Annotated in this window: 17 protein-coding genes and 1 riboswitch; of the genes, 4 read left to right on the top strand and 13 right to left on the bottom strand. The window is 26.3% G+C overall.

Annotation, left to right across the window (positions count from 1 at the left end; translation table 11 throughout):
* Nucleotides 1-2: 2 nt before the first annotated feature.
* The 10 genes from AC2A4K_RS01010 to AC2A4K_RS00965 all read right to left on the bottom strand — a co-directional run bounded on the left by AC2A4K_RS01010 (nt 3) and on the right by AC2A4K_RS00965 (nt 11642).
* Complete coding sequence (locus tag AC2A4K_RS01010) at nt 3-2171, bottom strand: SpaA isopeptide-forming pilin-related protein (RefSeq protein ID WP_322505216.1); 2169 nt, start codon at nt 2169-2171, stop codon at nt 3-5.
* 62 nt (nt 2172-2233) lie between these two features.
* A riboswitch (cyclic di-GMP riboswitch) is annotated at nt 2234-2317 on the bottom strand.
* Nucleotides 2318-2602: 285 nt separating this feature from the next.
* Complete coding sequence (locus tag AC2A4K_RS01005) at nt 2603-3292, bottom strand: ABC transporter permease (protein WP_322505215.1); 690 nt, start codon at nt 3290-3292, stop codon at nt 2603-2605.
* A gap of 44 nt (nt 3293-3336) precedes the next feature.
* On the bottom strand, nt 3337-4032 hold the full coding sequence (locus tag AC2A4K_RS01000) for an ABC transporter permease (RefSeq protein WP_322505214.1): 696 nt from the start codon (nt 4030-4032) through the stop codon (nt 3337-3339).
* A gap of 208 nt (nt 4033-4240) precedes the next feature.
* A complete protein-coding gene (papB, locus tag AC2A4K_RS00995; RefSeq protein ID WP_322505213.1) occupies nt 4241-5608 on the bottom strand; it encodes a PapB family radical SAM/SPASM ranthipeptide maturase in 1368 nt (455 codons plus the stop codon).
* A gap of 429 nt (nt 5609-6037) precedes the next feature.
* Nucleotides 6038-6742: an ABC transporter permease gene (locus tag AC2A4K_RS00990; RefSeq protein ID WP_322505212.1), complete on the bottom strand. Its 705-nt coding sequence runs from the start codon at nt 6740-6742 to the stop codon at nt 6038-6040.
* Nucleotides 6726-7655, bottom strand: a complete 930-nt coding sequence (locus tag AC2A4K_RS00985) for an ABC transporter ATP-binding protein (protein WP_322505211.1) — start codon at nt 7653-7655, stop codon at nt 6726-6728. Before AC2A4K_RS00985 ends, AC2A4K_RS00990 begins: the two co-directional genes overlap by 17 nt.
* An 80-nt stretch (nt 7656-7735) precedes the next feature.
* Complete coding sequence (locus AC2A4K_RS00980) at nt 7736-8653, bottom strand: sensor histidine kinase (protein WP_322505210.1); 918 nt, start codon at nt 8651-8653, stop codon at nt 7736-7738.
* A 3-nt stretch (nt 8654-8656) separates the two neighbouring features.
* On the bottom strand, nt 8657-9337 hold the full coding sequence (locus AC2A4K_RS00975; protein ID WP_322505209.1) for a response regulator transcription factor: 681 nt from the start codon (nt 9335-9337) through the stop codon (nt 8657-8659).
* Between the two features lie 388 nt (nt 9338-9725).
* Nucleotides 9726-11282, bottom strand: coding sequence for an ABC-F family ATP-binding cassette domain-containing protein (locus tag AC2A4K_RS00970; protein ID WP_322505208.1), 1557 nt, complete (start codon nt 11280-11282; stop codon nt 9726-9728).
* 234 nt (nt 11283-11516) lie between these two features.
* On the bottom strand, nt 11517-11642 hold the full coding sequence (locus AC2A4K_RS00965; RefSeq protein ID WP_322505207.1) for a hypothetical protein: 126 nt from the start codon (nt 11640-11642) through the stop codon (nt 11517-11519).
* 533 nt (nt 11643-12175) lie between these two features.
* Between AC2A4K_RS00965 and AC2A4K_RS00960 the strand changes: the two genes are divergently transcribed.
* Nucleotides 12176-12721: a 2'-5' RNA ligase family protein gene (locus tag AC2A4K_RS00960; RefSeq protein WP_322505206.1), complete on the top strand. Its 546-nt coding sequence runs from the start codon at nt 12176-12178 to the stop codon at nt 12719-12721.
* A gap of 395 nt (nt 12722-13116) precedes the next feature.
* Here the strand turns inward: AC2A4K_RS00960 and rbr are convergent, their stop codons facing one another.
* Nucleotides 13117-13704: a rubrerythrin gene (gene rbr / locus AC2A4K_RS00955; RefSeq protein ID WP_322505205.1), complete on the bottom strand. Its 588-nt coding sequence runs from the start codon at nt 13702-13704 to the stop codon at nt 13117-13119.
* A gap of 383 nt (nt 13705-14087) precedes the next feature.
* Here rbr and AC2A4K_RS00950 point away from each other — a divergent pair, with 383 nt between their 5' ends.
* The gene (locus tag AC2A4K_RS00950) at nt 14088-14357 is read left to right on the top strand and encodes a HesB/IscA family protein (RefSeq protein WP_488458835.1); all 270 of its coding nucleotides are present in this window, start codon (nt 14088-14090) and stop codon (nt 14355-14357) included.
* Between the two features lie 127 nt (nt 14358-14484).
* On the opposite strand, the gene AC2A4K_RS00945 is transcribed toward AC2A4K_RS00950, so the two are convergent.
* Both AC2A4K_RS00945 and AC2A4K_RS00940 read right to left on the bottom strand, forming a co-directional pair.
* Nucleotides 14485-15408 carry a CPBP family intramembrane glutamic endopeptidase gene (locus tag AC2A4K_RS00945; RefSeq protein ID WP_322505204.1) on the bottom strand — a complete coding sequence of 308 codons (924 nt, stop codon included), beginning with the start codon at nt 15406-15408 and terminating at the stop codon, nt 14485-14487.
* A gap of 768 nt (nt 15409-16176) precedes the next feature.
* Nucleotides 16177-17415 (bottom strand): competence/damage-inducible protein A, encoded by a 1239-nt coding sequence (locus AC2A4K_RS00940; protein ID WP_322505203.1) that lies wholly within the window; start codon nt 17413-17415, stop codon nt 16177-16179.
* A 584-nt stretch (nt 17416-17999) separates the two neighbouring features.
* Between AC2A4K_RS00940 and AC2A4K_RS00935 the strand changes: the two genes are divergently transcribed.
* Together AC2A4K_RS00935 and AC2A4K_RS00930 are read left to right on the top strand one after the other, a co-directional pair.
* Nucleotides 18000-18893 carry a DMT family transporter gene (locus AC2A4K_RS00935; protein WP_322505202.1) on the top strand — a complete coding sequence of 298 codons (894 nt, stop codon included), beginning with the start codon at nt 18000-18002 and terminating at the stop codon, nt 18891-18893.
* Nucleotides 18894-19176: 283 nt separating this feature from the next.
* A complete protein-coding gene (locus tag AC2A4K_RS00930; RefSeq protein ID WP_322505201.1) occupies nt 19177-20250 on the top strand; it encodes a hypothetical protein in 1074 nt (357 codons plus the stop codon).
* The last annotated feature ends 46 nt before the right edge of the window (nt 20251-20296 follow it).

The raw sequence follows: 20296 nt of genomic DNA, 5'->3' as shown, positions 1-20296 counted from the left end.
TATTAATTCTTCCTTTCTTTTAAAATAAATTTAGTGCTAACTAACAAGATTAATACCCCTGCTAATAATGTAATTCCAATTAAATAAAATTTAAAAGTTCCACTTCCGCCTGTTTCAGGTAATATTATTCTTGGGATATTTTTTACTGAAATACTATATCCATCTATTTCCGAGTTTTTATTTAAAATTATTTTTTCGCCTTGTTCTCCTATTTTATAAAAGCTTTCTTCAGAGTTTAAAGTTATATAAATATCTTCACTTAATTTATAACCATTAGGAGACTTTATTTCTTTTAATATGTAATTACCATAAGGTAAGTTATTAATTTTAAAAGATGCATCATTTCCTAAAGGTACTAAATTTATAGTTCCATTTTCATTTATTTCATAATTGTCTTGTTCAGAGCTAAATTTTAAAGCATTTTCAGGATCGTCTTGTTTTGCTAATTCAAATTCAGCACCTAAAATAGGATCATCTTTTTCATCTATTTTATTTATAACTAAGTTACAAGTAGTTGGGAGTGGATCATCTTTAGCAACTACTTTAACTACCTTACTTTGATTATTCACATTAAATTTAATAGGTATCTGACCAAGTTTATATCCATCTGGTGCTTTAGTTTCTTCTAATTTATAATCACCATAAGGTAATTCTAGTGTTATTGGTGATTCTGATGAACTTATAATATTGGTAATCTCTTTACCATAGACATCTTTAACAGGGTTGCCATCTTTAGTTGTTAGTTTAAAAATAGCTCCATCAAGTAAAGTGGCTTCTGCATCATTTTTAGATATTTTGATTATTTCTACTAAAGGATTTTTTTTAGTAGAAACTTCATTGGTAGGATTGCCATTTACATATGCAATATTTTTAACCTCATCTCCTGGCTTAACATTTTTCATACTTGCTTCTATAGTAATATAAGCATCATCATTAGGATCTATAGCCGCTTTATCATTTTTAATAGTCAGTTTTTTTGTTGTTTCATCAAAATTAGTAGTAAATTGATCAGTAGATGTTATTTTAATATCACTTAATCTAGAATCTAATGTATCAACAATATTTAAAGTATCTTTTAAAAAATGTCCATAAGAATCAAATTTAATTTGATATTTAATTTTTTGATCATTAGGATCATTGGTTACATTTGTTTTATCTACATGTTTGTAAACGTTTAGAGCACCTGCATCTTTGGATAATCTTGAATAATGACTAGAAGGTACATCTTTTGATTCACTGTCATAATATAAATTTGCATTATTTAAATATCCATCTTCAGTAGATGTAACAAGTGTATTATAACTAATAAAGTAATGGTCATATGGTATATCTCCAAAATCTACTTCCAAAGATTTAGTATCAGCTTTAAGTTTATTATTGTCCCAAAACTCTTGTGTGGCATCTGTGCTTTTCCCAGAAAAACTATCTCTCCTTATATGTATACTTGCTGTATCTAAAGCCATTCCTTTTGGAATATTATCAACAAATTTAGCATTATTTAAATATTGTCTAGTATGTGGATTTATACCATCACCTAAATTTATTTCTATATAATATGTTATAGGCTTGTTTCTATCAGTTATTTCTCCATAATATTGCTTTACCCCATCCTTATCTATAGCAGCGTTTGGTAAATTAGCTGTTTTGTACATAAGTGGATACTTACCAGAACCCCCACCTTGAGACTCGTTACCTGTTACATCTATTGTTTTAGTTTGTCCATTTAAATCAATGTTAACTGGATATTTTACACCTTGTCTAATATTGCTATTTCCAGTGACACGTATAGATAGATATCCTGTTACAGCTTTTTCTACATTTTCATTAAATATTAGAGTAACTACTCCATTTTTATTAGTACAACTGGTAAAATGTGCATCGGAATATACAGGTGTTATATCCTTAAAAATATCTGGAAATTCAATAACAATTTTATCGCCAGGTTTTAGTTTGCTTTTATCTAAAATCTTATAGTCAATTTGTAAAGTATTGATTATATCTTTTGAGACAGTATTACTTTGGAAAGTAGCACTTGTAATTTCAACACCACCATCACCTTGAAGTAATTTTGAATTTTCACCAAATACAAGAACTCCAGGTGAGATTATACTTAATAGCATAGAAATAAATGTTGCTAAGGCCGTAATAAAATACTTTTTCTTTCGCTTCACAGAACTCCTCCTTTCTTTAATAAAATTAAAAATAAAAAAACCGACTAATATTTATAAATTTTTATAAATATAGCCGGTTGCATCAATAACTCAATATATCCCAGATGCCCAGATACAGGATATATCTCAACGTTTCTATAATTTGTATTCATTTTATTTACTTTTTAATTGTTTTTAGGTCAATTGAATTCGTCTTGTATACTACATCATTTTGGGAAAACTGTCAAAATATATGTAAAATTTCCGAATACATATTATTAATATTAATCACAAATAATTAATATTAATAATTTATTCCTATATTTAGTTACCATATTTCTAAATAAACAACAAATTTCTTAACAAATTCATTTTATTTAATTTATTAAAGTTATTTTTAAAAATGAATTTTTAATCTATTACTAATTGAGTTGTTTTTCATAAATCTTTATTTAATTATTTACTATATCACTTTTTATAAGAATATAACAAAAAGTTATTCCCACAATTACTAACCCTATTAAAACTGACACAACAACTAAATTTCTTATATTAGAACTTATTCCTATTATTATTGGTATTAATATTGAAATTATTATTGAGGTGACCAAAGTTGCTACTGATGATTTTTTTATACTTCCAATAACAAATGGAAGTAATGATAATATACCTCCAATAATTATACTTATAAAAAGTACTACTATCATGAAATTTTCAAAGACGAATTCTCCATATATTACATGTGTAAAAGAATTTAAAATTATCATATAAGAAGAACAGACTAAATCTCCAATTAATATAGATATCATAGTAAATCCAACAACTATAAGCATTTTAGATATAATAATTTTTCTCCTACTTATTGGATATGTAAACATAACTAAAATAGTTTTATTCTTATATTCACTTATCATTATTTTTGCTGTTAGTACTGCTGAAAATATTATAAACGTTATTGTTACAATCATAATACTCATTCTTAAATTGCGTAACATTGTATTTCCTGTATCTATAGCTCTATTTGAATCTTTTACAAAATCACTTGTCATACTAGCCATTATTGCGACTATACATATAATAGCCGCTAATATATATCTTTGTAATTTATATTTCTTAAATTCTAACTTAATTAAATCAAACATATTTTTTATCCTTTCAAAATTTATCAGTCTCTAAACATTATTTCTTACCTATAATTATTTATCTCCTTTTTAAAAACATAAAACATTGATATAACTAAAATCATTAAAATTACAGCAATTTCAATAAATATAGCTTTTTCATTGATTATTAGATTTGTGTTTTTAGATATTATCTTAGGCATAAACGCAGCTATTATTACTGCTGTAACTATGGTAACTATACCCGACTTTTTCAAAATACCAATTACAAAAGGAAATAATGATAAAATTATTCCCATGATTACACTTATAATAGGGCCCACTATAATAAAATGTCTTAAATTAAAATTTCCCTTTATTCCTTGTGTAACTGATTCTAAAATTATCATATAACCTGTACATACTAAATTACCAATTAGTAAAACTATAATTGTAAATATAATAACTATTATTAATTTTGCCAAAATAACCTTTTTTCTGTTTATTGGATAAGTAAAAAGAATTAGAATGGTTCTATTCTTATATTCATCCATTATTATTTTTGTCATTAATACTGCTGAAAATATAACAAATGTTCCTATAACAATTACATCAACCATCCAAAAAATCATTTCGTATGTAGTATTTCTTTCTATAATTTTTTGTGTAAATAAATTAGTTATTGTTATATATGTCAAGATACCAATTATGCATATAAAAGCAAAAAATATGTATTTATATAATTTATATTTTTTTAATTCTAACTTAATCAAATGAAACATAGTTCTCCTCCTTGATAAGTAAAAAACTTCTAATCTCTCTATTAATTAGTTTATCAATAGAAAAATTCTTTTTTCTGTCTTAAAACTATCTTTTATATTAATTTTTAATTTCAACATTTTTTATATTCTTAGCAACTTATTAATCTATTTATTAATTTAAACTAAAAAAGAGAGTATAATTACTCTCTTAAAACTTATAACTTTCAAATTAAATATTTTCAAAAATATGTTTTTTATCTTCGTCATCTAAACGTAAATATAACTTAATTATTTCCTCATAAATTATTTTAGTAAAATTACAATTACGATAACTCGAAGTTTGAATATTACCTGTATTAACTAGATTTTCATTTGGACATCCACCTAGACATAAATTTTGCACCCAACAATTTTCGCATTGTTTATGGCTATAAACATTGAATTTTTTAATAAATTTATCTATGTTATTAAATTTTTTAAATATGCTTCCAACACAATATTCTTTGTTAGCTACAAATCTATGACAAGGAAATAAATTACCATATATATCTACAGCATATGTATTTCTACCCGCTCCACATCCCAAAGATCTTTTATTAGAAAATTCTATTTTCTCTAAAGCTGACTTTAACATTGGAAATTTATTTATTTCAAAATATTTCTTTTCTTTTATTAAATTTTCAAAATAATTTATAAATTTTACATATTCTTCAGTCGCTTTTTTATAATCATTATCATCTAGTAAATTTTGTGCTAAAGCAATTGGAATACATTTAAATCCTAATGAATTTAAGTGGTTAAATATTTCAATAAAATTCAAATTATTTTTTGTAGCTGTTGCTCTGGCAGTAATTTTATCATATTTTCTTATATTTTTAGTTTTGATTATTATTTCATCGTATGATTCTCTTTTATTACTAAAATATCTATTTTCATTATGTTTTTCTTTTACACCGTCAATACTTATTTGAATAGAAATATTATTTTCTACTAAGAATTCTTCTATTTCATCATTAATAACTGTTCCATTAGTTGTAATTGTGTAAGAAAATTTCTTATTGTATTTTTTCTCTTTTATTTTACAATAATTAACGACTTCTTTAATTAACTTAAAATTTAATAAAGGTTCTCCCCCTAAAAAAGCTATTAATAATTCTCTTTCATCTGTATTATCTATTAAGAAATCAATTGCCTTTAAAGCAACTTCCTTATTCATTTTACCTTTGTCACTATATTCGCCACCATCTCCATAACAATATTTACATCTCATGTTACATTCTTGAATAACCATTAATGTTAATGAAGATAATTTCTTATCTAAAAGATAAGTATCATTATTATATATTTTTTCAAATCCCTTTAAGAATTCTACCTGCTCCATTTGAATTAATACTTCTATAAATTCATTTTTAGAAAATAAATGTTTTAAATTATTATAAGCTTCCTTAATACTTTTCCCCTCATTTTCTATTAAAAGTAAAGTTCTATAATCTAATTCAAATAATCCATTTGAATTAATAGTATATAAATAAATTTTATTATTTTGTTTAAAAATTTTAAATGGATAAAATTCTAAAACTCTATCAAAGTTATTCATGTATAAACTCCTTATATTTTCTCATATAAAAAATCACTTTTTATTTATTAAATAAAAAGTGATTTTTTGTTAGATTTTTTTAGCTAAGTACATCCCATGACCATTCATCACAAAGCATACAAGGCCAACGATTCTCTTTTTTAGCATTTTGATTTACTTGTTTAAACATTAATATCTCTCCCTTGTTGTTTATTTTTTGTATATATAACAATAACTAGTATATCAATTAAATATTTCTTTTTTATATTGTAAAACTGTCTAAAAACTTTCTTTTTTATTAATTTTTCAATTTATATTTTGTATTCAGCCATCAACTTACATATAATTTTATTATCTTGCAAAAAATTTTTATTGTTCTCACAAATATAAAAAACCATCAGATAATCTGATGGTTATATATTAAATCTTTATATAAAATCACTATTATTTTTAATCTACATAATTATTTTCTATTTTATTTATTTGATTTTTTAAAACATAGAAACTTATACCCCAAACTATTATTAATACTATTATTAACTTAATAAGTGTACTTAATAAACTAGAGTTGCCTATTATTATAGGTTGTAATACTACTGCTATTATTACTGAAGTAATTAAAGTAGCCACCCCCGATTTTTTTAATATAATACCAATTGAAAAAGGAATTAATGATAAAATTCCTCCCATAGCTACGCTTGTAAGAAGTACTCCTATAAGAAAATATTTTAAATCAAAATTTCCACTTACTACATTTACAAATGAATCTAAAATCATTACATAAGCTGTACATATTAAATCACCAATTAATATAGCTATCATTGTGAATAATATAATTACTAATAGTTTTGCTATAATAATCTTCTTTCTATTTATTGGATAAGTAAACATATTTAAAATAGTTCTATTTTTATACTCATCCATTATTATTTTTGTCGTTAATACTGCTGAAAATATTATAAATATTTGTGTCATAATCACTTGTATCATTCTTAAAGTGTTTTCATATGTATCCATAGCTTGTCTTGAATCAACTAAAGTAGTTATAAAAGACATTGTTAAAAAAGCTATAACGCCAATAATACAAATAACAGCTGGTAAAACATATCTATATAATTTATATTTTTTTATTTCTAGCTTAATCAAATGAAACATAGTTTGCCTCCTGAATAAGCTTTAAAAAATATTCTTCTAAGGTGCTTTCCTTTTTACTTATACTTTCTAATTCAATATTATTATTAATCATTAATTTTGAAATTTCATTTTTGGATACTGTTAAATCATAGATTCTAATTTTATTTTCAGAAATTATTTTATAATTTTTAATACCAAATTCTTCTTCAATTAAGTATCCAGTCTTTTCTAGATTATTAACTTCTAATTCTATGTAATTTGAGTTATATTTTTGCATATCTTTCATAGAAATTTCTTCTAAAATTCTACCATTTTTTATAACCCCAATAGTATCTGCTATCAATTCAATTTCTGATAGAATATGACTTGAAATAAGTATTGTTGTTCCATACTTCTCATTTAACTCCCTTATTATCAACCTCATTTCTTTTATTCCCTCTGGATCTAATCCATTAATAGGCTCATCTAATATAAGAAATTCAGGTTGTGTAATTATAGCTCTAGCTATTGCTAGTCTCTGTTTCATTCCTAATGAAAAATCACAAACACGTTTTTTTTCGATATTATGTAAACCAACAAAATCTAAAACTTCTTTAATTCTTTCTTTATTGTGATATCCCATATACTCACAATGTAAATTTAAATTTTCTCTTGCCGTTAACTTATCGTAAAAATATGGACTTTCTATGAGAGAACCAATTCTTTTTAAAATATCAAAATTATCTCTATTAGAATCTTTATCAAATACTAAAACTTCACCTTCAGTTGGCTTTACTAGATTAAGAATTATTTTCATAATAGTACTTTTCCCTGCTCCATTCGGACCTAGAAAACCATATATTTCACCTTTTTTTATCCTCATATTTACATTATCAATAACCTTATTATTGTTATATATTTTAGTTAAATTATTTATCTTTAACATATCATCCATGAAGTTCTCTCCTTTCAATGAAAAGTATAGCAAAGTAAAAATTCTTTTTTCTGTCTTAAAACTGTCTTTTATATTAACTTTTAATTAGCTAATGGAAATAGTATTTTAAATACCGTTTTTTCATTAGGTATACTAAACAAACTAATTTTACCATTCATCTTTTCAACAAGTTCTTTTGTTATAGTTAAACCTAGCCCACTTCCTTGATATTCCATACTTCTTGAATCTTCTAATGTATATAATCTTTCAAAAATTAGTTCTTTTTCTTTTTCTATTATCCCCTTACCATGATCCTCAACCTCTACACAGGTATATTCTTTATTTTTATAAAGCTTTATCCCTAAATATTGCCCATCACTACCATATTTAATAGCATTATCTATCAAATTTTTTAGTATTCTTCCAAGCGCTTCTTCATCACCACTTATAAAAATAGGTTCTTCTGGTATTTTTATTTTTACTTCAAGTTTTTTTCTAGAAATAACATTATAGAACTCAAACATATTTTTCCTACATACTTCACATAAGTTTATCTTCTTTAACTTAAGAATTTTATCTCCTGACTCAAGTTTTGCTAAATCAAAAAATTTATTTATCAGTTGTAAAATTTCATCAATTCTAGATTCTACTTTAATGATCATTTTGTCCTCATTAAATTTCATTTTTAGCATTTCTACGTACCCTTTTAAAGTTGTTAATGGTGTTTTCAAATCATGTGAAATATTAGATATCATCCTCATCATTGATAATTTAGAATGCTCATATGCTACTTTATTATTAGTACTATAATCCAACAATCTGTTTATACCAGAAATTAAACTTATTAACTCTTTACTATCAGTAAATAATAAAATTTTTTCATTTGTTCTATTTTCCAAAATATCATTAAGTTTGTCGCTTATATAATTTATTTCATTTGTTTGTTTTTTATATTTTTTAAATTCATATAAATAACCTAATATTAAAAAAATTATTACTAGTAACATTAGTATTTTCATCAGTTATTCCTCCTCTATACAGTACCCAATGCCCCATAGAGTTTTAATATAACTATTTTCCTTTTTATCTTCTATCTTTTTTCTTATCCTTCTTATATGTAAATTTATCACGTTTTCTTCACCATAATATGGTTCATTCCATACATGGTTATATATCATTTCCTTTGAAAAAACTTTCCCTTTATTTGAAGCCAATAATTTTAAAATTCCAAACTCTGTCTGAGTGAAATTTAAATTTTCTCCATTTTTAGTTACTGAATATCTATCTAAATCTATTTCTAAGTCCTTCACAAAAATTATATTATTTTTCTTTTCTATATATTGAGTAACCCTTCTTATATTTGCTTTAATTCTTGCAGAAAGCTCAACTAAAGAAAATGGTTTAGTTATATAATCATCAGCTCCTAACCCTAATCCTATGGCCTTATCATTATCATCATCTTTAGCAGTAATAATGATTATAGGAACTGTACTAGTCTTTCTAATTTTTCTTAAAACATCTATTCCATTTATTTTTGGTATCATTAAATCCAATAAAATCAAATCATATTTTTCTGTATTGAAATAATTAATAGCATCTTCTCCATTGAAGCATGTGTTAATAATATATGATTCACTGGTCAAATAATCTGTAATCATCTCACTTATGTTCTTATCATCTTCCACTAATAGTATTTTAAACATTTTATCGCTCCTCTTAAGTTTATGTATCTAACATATATATTAGTTTAAAATTCCTTTTAAATCAAAAATTTCTAAAATAAACTATTTATTCAATGAATTCATATTAAAATAAAAAGCTATATTTAAGTCAAAGTATTTTAAAACATAAGAAAAAGTGCTTAACATTTTAAATGTTAAGCACTTATTTTTGCATCATTATCTTTCATCCTCAATTACAAACTTTCATTCTTCATAAATTAAGCTTATTTTAATTTCTATTTATTCATTCATCAATAATCACTATACTATATTTTAATTTTTTACTTTTAATGATGTAAATATAAAAAAATATATACTTAATATATCTAAAAAGAGTTAGCAAAAATCAGCTAACTCTTTTCTAACTTATTTACACAATTTTAGTCGTCCACTCTTCGCAATTCCATACATCTGTTACTACATCTCTATAGAATTCAGGTTCATGGCAAACTAAAAGTATGCTTCCTTTATATTCTTTTAATGCTCTCTTTAATTCATCCTTAGCTTCAACATCTAAGTGGTTTGTAGGCTCGTCTAGGATAAGTATGTTTGTTTCATTGTTTATTAGTTTACAAAGTCTTACCTTAGCTTGTTCTCCCCCACTTAATACTGCTACTGAGCTTTCTATGTGTTTTGTTGTTAGTCCACATTTAGCTAAGGCGCTTCTTACCTCGTATTGAGTGTATCCTGGGAACTCTTGCCATACTTCTTCTATACATGAATTGTAATTAGCTTCTTTTATTTCTTGCTCGAAGTATCCTATGCTTTGGTAATCTCCTGTTTCAACTTCTCCACTTATAGGTTTAATTATTCCCATTAAACTTTTTAGAAGAGTTGATTTTCCAAGACCGTTAGCTCCAACTAAAGCTATTTTTTGGCCTCTTTCCATTCTTATGTTAAGTGGCTTACTTAATGGCTCATCATATCCTATAACTAAGTCTCTTGCTTCAAATATTAATTTACCTGAAGTTCTTCCTTGCTTGAAGTTGAACTCTGGTTTTGGTTTTTCTCCTACAAGTTCTATTCTATCCATCTTATCTAATTTCTTTTGTCTAGCTCTTGCCATACCTGTTGTGGCAACTCTCGCCTTATTTCTAGCAACGAAATCCTCAAGCTTAGCAATCTCAGCCTGTTGTCTTTCGTAAGCGGCCTCTAATTGCTTCTTATTAGCTTCATATACTCTCATGAAGTTGTCGTAATCTCCTGTGTATCTAGTTAATGCTCTATTTTCAACATGGTAGATTACATTTACTACGCTATTTAAGAATGGAATATCATGTGATATTAATATAAATGCATTTTCATATCCTATTAAGTAGTTCTTAAGCCAAGCTATATGTTCCTCATCAAGATAGTTTGTAGGCTCGTCTAGAAGTAATATATCCGGTGTTTCTAATAAAAGTTTAGCTAATAAAACCTTAGTTCTTTGTCCTCCACTTAAATCAGTAACGTCTTTGTCTAATCCTACATCTCTAAGACCTAAACCAGCTGCAACTTCTTCAACCTTTGCATCTATCATATAAAATCCGTTATGATCTAGCATATCTTGAATTGTAGCTGTTCTTTCTAAGGCTTTAGTCATTTCATCCTCTGACATTTCACCCATTCTCTCATAAAGACCATTCATTTCAATTTCCATATCAAAAAGATATTGGAATGCTTCTCTTAAAACTTCTCTTATACTCTTACCTTTTTCAAGTTGAGCATGCTGATCCATGTAACCAACTCTAACCTTGTTACTCCATTGAACATCTCCCTCATCTGGCATAAGTTTACCTGTGATTATGTTCATGAAAGTTGATTTACCTTCTCCATTAGCTCCTATAAGACCTACGTGCTCCCCCTTTAAAAGTCTAAAGGACACATCTTCAAATATGGCTCTATCTCCAAAGCCATGATTCATATTCTTAACTATTAAAATACTCATTTAACTTATATCTCTCCTTATCTACAAATCTAAAAAAATTTCTATAAAAATCATTAATCTTATATTATAAACTCAAAATAGTATATCTTAGTAAATTAAACCTGCACTTCAATACTAAGTGAAATTTTCATATCAAAACTTATATATTATGTAACATATAAAATATTTTAAGCTGGAATTTATATTTACCGAATAGTTATTCGTGCAAATAAACTCCAACTAAGTAATCAATTCTTAAAGAAACATTTGGCTACCAATAAACAAAATTAGAGCTAAGAAACAAACTCCAATTATATTATATAGAACTGATCCCTTAGATGCTTTTTTCTTATTTAATCTACTTACTCTGCTCTCTACCATTTCCCTATTCCACCTTTCAAACTAAAATTTTTATATAAAAATCTATATTACTGTTTTTCATACTATGTTTTAAACTATTATTTATTTTTAGCTAAATCTGAAAGTCTATCTAAAAATAAATATTAACTTTAAAATTCTTTAATACACATCATATATAGTATATTATCTAAGTTTGATTTTTCAAATATATTTTTATTTCCTCCCCATAAAATTCAAACCTTATTTACTCTTAATTTACTGAAAAAAATTTTTACTTCCATGATAAATTCCCTCAATAAACTAATATATACATTTTAAAGAAAATTGTTCTAAAAATTTTACTTTAAAATAAAAAATTCTTTTTATCAATACTAATTAAATAAAAAACTATATTTTAAATTAACCTTTACTTAAATCAAAAAAAGAAACTCTTACTCTAACTCTGTATATAATATAATCAAGATGTTCTATTATAGTATTAATAGGTTTCAATATGCTATAATAAACTAAATACTTGGTATAAATTTGTACATTTAGTAAGAAAGGGGTTTATTATGCTATATTATTTAGTTGCATTATTTGACAAGGCTTCCTATGCAATAATAAAGCCACTGCAAGAATCAATTTCAAATGAATATAAGCTTTATGAGAATCTCCCAATGCTTCATATTACTCTAGATGTAATTGAAGATCCTGATATGGATAAATTAAATGAGGTAGTAAAAAACACTTTAAAATCATATAAAAAATTTGAAGTGCACATAAACGGGCTTATTAAGTTTGGAGAACCATATAGGTCTGTAAATTTAAAAGTAGATGAGAAAAGTGGCGTAATTAAAAAACTTTCTATAGAGCTTTATGAAAACCTATTAAAAGCAGGATTTAAGCTAACATCTAATCCAAATACATGGAAACTTCATGTATCCTTAGCTAATCCATATTTTGCTCAAAGGGTATGGGGAAAGGACGAGTTTGAATCAGCTTATACTAAACTTCAAGACTATAATTTTAATAGAGAACTTCTAATTGATGAAATTCAATTTTGGAGACCAATTAATGATGAAAGTAAAATGGTGGTGTTTAAATACTCATTATCCTAATAAAAAGTTTATATTAAAGATTATATAGATATTAATAAAAACTTACACAGATACTAAACAAAATAGTATTTATGTAAGTTTTTTTAGAAAGTAATTTTAATACAACAATTTTTATTTTGTCCATAAACATACTAATTTAATATAATAAAAAGGACTATCTCTAAGCTTAAAATAAAGAACTTTTAATTGGCGCAAGGGTAATGTACCAATTAATTTATAAGTATTTTAAGCTATTTTTGATGCAGTCCTCTTAAAGTGTGCTAAATAATATTATGGTAATCGTAAAAAAAATTCAGAGAGAGTTTAGGCTCCCTCTGAAATAAGTTTAGTTTTATCAAATTCACATTCAATCCATAATAAAATGGTACGAGTTAAGCGTAAATAAAATTTATATTTTAATAAGTTTCTTTAAAAACTTCAAAGTAACCTTGTGGATGATGACATGAAGGACATTTTAATGGAGCTTCTTTACCTTCCCAAATGAATCCACAGTTATCACATTTCCAAAGAACAACTTCATCTTTTTTGAACACTTGTCCTTCTTCAATGTTTTTAGCTAATTTAGTATATCTATTAAAATGAGCTGTTTCAGCTTTAGCTATCATTCTAAAAGAAGCAGCTACTTCTGGGAATCCTTCCTTATCCGCAACCTCTGCAAATGATGGATAAAGATTACTTAATTCATCATATTCTCCTGCAGCAGCAAATTTTAAATTAGTTAATGTATTTGTAGGTAATTCTACTGGATAAGCAGCATCAATTTCTACCATTTCTCCTTGTAAATCATTTTGTAAATGCTTAAAAAATACTTTAGCATGTTCTTTTTCATTTTCTGCAGTTTCTAAGAAGATATTTGATATTTGAATATATCCTTCTTTTCTAGCTGTACTTGAAAAATAAGTATATCTAGTTCTTGCTTGGCATTCACCAGCGAATGATTTCATTAGATTTTCAGCAGTTTTAGTTCCTTTTAAACTTTTCATTATAAAAACCTCCTACAAATCACTTATTTGAAGAAACATTACATTGTCTATTTTTCCAAATAAATAATTTCTAAATTGTATTAATTAATAATAATTATTTCTTACATATTTATAATAACACTTTCCTATGAAAATTCAAGTGCTTTTTAAACATTTTATGAATAAATTTTATTTTTGTTCATAATTTTATGCATACTATTCTTTTATGCATATTTTTTATTATATTCAATATAGAATAAAGTTGACTATTATTTTTATAAAAGGCTATGTTTTAAACAAACAATATAATAGATTCTTTTTTAATCTGAGTATATAATCTAAGTCATAAAGTTAAATTAATTATATAAAATCTTTAACATTAATTTTATGGAAGGAGTTTTATTATGAAGATTAAGATACATCCAAACTCAATTGACAAAGTTAAAGATATGCTTGCCAACAGTGATAAAGATGCTATTAGAATAGAAGCTTGTTCCTCTGGCTGAGCAGGCTTAAATATCAAGGTTGTTCTGGATGAACAACATGAAAATGACGATGTGGTTATAGATAATGGTATTAAAATAGTTGCAGATAAAAAAATATCTCACTTTTTTACTGACGCAACCTTAGAATATAAAAAGACTATTCTTGGTAAAAAATTTAAAGTTTATTAAGATGTATAAATTTTAATTTATTAGTTAATAATATTAGTAACTTAATACACTCTTAAGTTAACCACACAATTTAATAGAAAAAGGAACTGTTATCCCAAAACAGTTCCTTTTTTGTATTCTAAAATTACTAAATGGCTATAAAGAAGGTGTAAATTATAAATATTATTACACTTAATACAAATGGTACATTTATTACTTTCTCTTCTTTGTAAGAAACTCTTGTTGCAACATCTAGTTCATCTAAAGTAATATTTAGATTTCTCTTTTCCATTTTTCTTATTAAATAACTAATTAAAAATCCACAAATTATTGCTAATACTAAATAATAGAATAATAATTGTATTTTAACCTCAATAGGTACATTTTGTACCGCATCCATTTGATGTACTAGATCCTCTGTTGTTATTCCTTGGCTAGTTATTCTCTGCATAATTAAATTCCATGAGTTAATTAAAAAGTGAATTAACATTGATAAGAATATGCTTCCAGTTGCTCTTACTACATAAGCTAAGATTATTCCCATAACTGCAGCATATAAAAATTGCTGAGCATTTAAATGAAGGATACCAAACATTATACCTGTCATTATTGCTGCTACATGCTTACTTTTAAATTCAAATCCTGATAGAACAATCCCTCTCATAGTTATCTCTTCTGTTATGGCTGGTGTAACCCCTATAACTAAAACCATTAACCATAATGGGAATGAATTCATTTGACCTAAAAGTAATGCTACATCATTTGTATAAAAGAAGCTTGATAAATATGAAAAAAACATCATAACTGGATTTGCTAAAGCTGCTATTAATATAGCAAAAAACACATCTTTTCCCTTTGGCTTCTTAAAGCTAAAAACTTTCTTGTAATTACTTTTAGTTACTATAATATATATTATTGCTGGTATTATAAAAAATACTATGTGCGTTGCCATTAAAACTAATGGTGGCGTTAATCCTATGCTATATAGAGCTGGTGATAAAAAATATGGCCCTATTATTGATAAAACTAATACTATAAGAAAATATAAACTTACTTTAAATATAGGCTTCATCTTATTTCTCCCTTCTAAAACATAAAATTTAAAATATCGCATAAACCTAAGTTTAATACATTAAAGCATATTTACTCAACTTAAAATATAACATATTTATTAATTAGCTAATATTACTAATTAATTACTTTTTTGTTTAATTACTATCTTAGTGTAGTAATTTTGCAAGGTATAAATTCACTAAAAAAATTCTATAAAATATTAAAATATTTTGTTTATAACTGTATAAAAAAATTAATACTGTTAATACTATTTACTGAGGCAATAAGCTTCAATCTTATAATAGCCTCTCCCCCATTTTATTTATACTGACAGTTTCGTTAATGTACGGAATAACGAAACTGTCTCCCCCTTAAAACCCTTATAATGTAATAAATTTTCTTCATGTTTTTCTAGTAGAGAGTATTTAAATACTCTCTTACTTTTTAAAAATTTAATTAAGACATATATTTATAAGTTTTATTTTAGGTTATTTTTGATTTTTAGATAGAACTGTAAGACCATCTTAATGAGCAATTAGAGTTTCATTATATATGAAAGAATAATAGCGTTAAGAGGCTTCTTCTGTTCGACGCGAAGCTAGTTTAGAAGCCTTAGCTATTATTCTGGAATAGATAATAGACACTCTTTGCGAAATTAAGCTAGGTCTGAAAGTCTAGCTAAAAATCAATATTAACTAAAACAAAGCTTTTAAAATAAATTATTAGCTAGTCTAAGCACATATGAATACCCATTAAGTAAACTTAATGGGTATTTCCATTTTTATCTTTAGTTTCTCTTTTCGAGCTCTCTTCTTATCCAATCTAATGCATTCATCATGGTTCTAGTTCTAACTCTTTGTCTTTCTGCTTTAAAGTTAAATTTCTTAACCTTTGTAACACCATCTATACATAAACCAACATAAACAAGTCCTACAGGCTTCTCCTCAGTTCCACCACCAGGACCTGCTATTCCTGTTACAGAAACTCCAATTCTTGTGCTAGCATTCTTGGCTATTCCTTCTGCCATTTCCCTAGCACACTCTTCACTAACTGCACCAAACTTATCTAATGTTTCTTTTTTAACACCAAGTCTTTTCATTTTTGCTTCATTAGAATAAGTAACAGCACCTTCCATAAATACCTCGGATATTCCTGGGTAGTTTATTAAGGTACTTGCAATCATTCCGCCAGTACAAGATTCAGCTGTTGAAATTGTCATCTTCTTATCTACTAGTAACTTTCCAACAACCTCTTCTAAGGTTACTTCACCTTCTCCGTAAATATTATCTCCAAGTCTCTTTCTAATTTCTTTTTCCATTGGAGCAATAAGTTTCTCAGCCTCTTCTTTGCTCTTACCATTGGCAGTTACTCTTAAGATAACATCAATATTCTTTGCATAAGGAGCTACTGTAGGATTCTCACTGTCTAAAAGATCAGAAACTAAGTCCTCCATCTTGCTTTCTCCAATACCAAAAACTCTTAAAATTTTAGAAACTAATACTCTGTCAGTAAATTTACTTAAATATGGTACCACGTGATTTGTAAACATTGGTTCCATTTCTCTTGGTGGTCCTGGAAGAAGTATTATTCTTTTATTATTTTCTCCCTCTAAAATAGCTCCTGGAGCAGTTCCATTAGGATTTGGAAGTATTATTGCCTCCTTTGGAAAATAACATTGCTTTTTATTATTCTCTGTCATTTCAAGGTTATTTTTCTTAAAATAATCCTCCAAATCACAAAGCAGATCTTCTCTTAAACACATTTCCACATTGAAATATTTTGCTGCAAGTTCCTTACTTAAATCATCCTTAGTAGGTCCTAAACCACCAGTTGTGATTATAGTGTCACAATTCTTAAAAGCATTATCAAAAGCTTCTAAAATCCTGTCTGAGTTATCCCCAACTACTGATTGGTGATACACACCTACACCTAAATTGGCTAGCTCTCTAGCTAAAAATTGTGCATTTGTGTTTACTATATCACCTAAAAGTATTTCTGTTCCTATTGCCATTATTTCAGCTTTCAAAAAATCACCTTCTTAAATTTAATATGTAAAATATCTTTTCTATATAAATTCTTATAAAAGTTATTATTCTCTAATAAATAATTTTACTCCACTTTTCTCTATATGTCCTAGTTTTTATTTATATTCTTTTCATTATTCATAATTTATTTGTATATTCAAAACTTTTCTCGACTAATTTTATATAATATCCTAAATTATAAATAATTATCCCAACTCATAAAAATAATTTACTTAATTATCTTTTTATAAACATATTCTTTTATTTCAAACTTCAATACATTTTTTTGTACCAAATTAATAACTTTGCTATGTTTAAAGCTTGATAAAATTTTAAAGTTTAATTCATCTTTTTTACCTATTTTTTGATTTGACCTCTCTTTTTCTTACACCTATAATAGTCTTTGTTTATATAAATACAATAAACATCTAAATTTTTTATAGTAGAATATGTTTTAAAATAGTATTTATTTAAGGAATACAACCTCACTATGTTCCATGGTATAAGTTCAAGATACCAAATTGAAAATTTGGACTTTCACTTAAATTCAACGCATTATGGATAAAAATATATTAAGGAGAAGAAAATGAACTCAAAAACTAAAGGAATTATTTTTATGATACTTTCTTCAGCAGCCTTTGCTACTATGAACTTGCTTAGTAAGCTTGCTGAAGGTGTTAACCCTTACCAAAAAACCTTTCTAACAAATGTTGTAGCAACCATAATAGTTTGCTTCATCATAGGATATAAAAAAGGTTCTTTCTTTGGTAAAAAAGGAAGTAGAAAATATCTATTTGCTAGAGGTGTTGCTGGAACTTTAGCAATACTAACAAATTATTATGCTCTAGATAAAATGTTTTTATCTGATGCAACAATACTTTCTAAATTAGCTCCATTTTTCACAATAATTTTTTCTTACTTATTAATTAGCGAAAAAATTACTAAAAAACAAGCTACTCTTTTATTTGTAGCCTTTGGAGGAAGTTTATTTGTTATAAAACCTCAATTTAGCACTGCTGTTATTCCTGCTCTTATAGGTGTTGCTTCTGCTGGTTTTGCTGGTTTCGCATATACAATGATAAGGGTATTAGGAAACAAAGAAGATTTCTGGACAATCATATTATCATTTACAGGTATTGCTACAATTGTTATGCTACCTTCAATGTTTATGAATACAGAGAATTTAACAATGATGAATGTGGTTCTACTTGTAAGTGCTGGTGTGGCATTCACATTAGGACAAGTTGCTTTGACTGTGGCTTATAAAAATGCTCCTGCATCTGAAATTTCAATGTACGATTACATAGGTCTTATAATAGCTGCTATGTATGGATTTATGTTTTTTAAAGAAATTCCAGACTTCTTATCATTCCTAGGATATGTAATAATAATTGGAGCTTCAATTTTTAATATTTTAGGTGGTAAAAAACCTTCTCAGGATGAAATAACAGATGAAGACTCTGCTATTTCTACTAATTAAAAAAGCTGTGAGAATCTCACAGCTTCCTTTTTTGTCGAAATGTAAAATTATTATCTTATAATGAAATCAATTAATTATAAATTGTTATTAAGTAAAAATCAATATAAGATATTACCAGATACTATGATACAGAATATATATCTAATTATTTTTTTGTATTTATGATATTACATATTAGCCCCCTTACAATTAATATATAAAATGTAATATATTGTAACATTCTGCAATTATAAAAATACTATATTTATATAGAATATAATCGTAGACATAGGAGGATAATAATATGTCTAAACTTGACTTTAATAATAAAGTAAAGATAAAACAACAAACAACTTATCCAATAGTTGGATCTAATAATGCTGAAGTAAATGTTATGCCTGAACTAAGACTTTTTAGATATAAATATTCATATCAAGAAAATGACCCTAATCCAGCAGGCAATGGTGATGACATTGGCTTCTCTCTAGTATTTGGTAACTATGGTGAGCTAAGCTGGGAAACTGATAACAGAACCCCAACTCTAGAAGATACTTTAGTAATAGAAAAGCCTGTAAACTTAAAATTAATGCATTTATGCCTTCCTTGTGGTTTTAAACTATATATGTATAGTGATGATATGGATGCTGCTACTGAATTACAAACAGGAATGCCACTAATCCCTGGAACTTATACACTTCAATTAAGAAAATGTGAAATGAGTGAAGAAGACCTTAGTGAGGAAGAATGCACACCTTACTTTGATGTTCCTTGCCACTTTATATGCTGTATATCAATGCTATTCCAAGTAGAATTCCCTCCTTGTTCTCCAGACTCAGATTCAGGAGACTGTTCAACTAGTCCTATATCAAATGGGGATTTTGAAGAATCACCTCATGGAGTAGATAAGATACCAGACTGGGAAGTATCTTCAGATGATGGTAAAACTAAAACCGTGAAAAAAGCTAAATTAAAAAATATTAGTAAGGAATTCCAACACGAATATACTGCTCCTCTAAATAATTATTTTGCACTTTTAAGTGCAGATAGTTCAAAAAATTATGATTATATATCTCAAAGCTTTGAAGTTTGTGCTGGTGATAAAATAGAAGGACATGCATTCTTCTTTAATGAAGGTTCCTCTGATAATGGCTCTAGTGCTGAAATCAATATATTGGATAATGAATCTAACATTGCTTATAATCTTTTTACAGGAGAATCTAACAATAGTGATCCAGGATACGGTTCAACTTATTGGGAAGATTGGTCTTATACATTTGAAGAAGGCGGATCCTATACTATAAGATGTGAAGTTGATAATGGTGAAAATGAATACTCTTCTTATTTAGGTGTAGATGCAGTTAATATTATCACTGAATAATTCTTTTCATTTCTAGTAGTTAATGATCTTCATTAGCTACTAGAAA

Source organism: Clostridium sp. LIBA-8841 (genome assembly GCF_057782475.1).
This window is presented reverse-complemented; position numbering and strand designations above follow the sequence as displayed.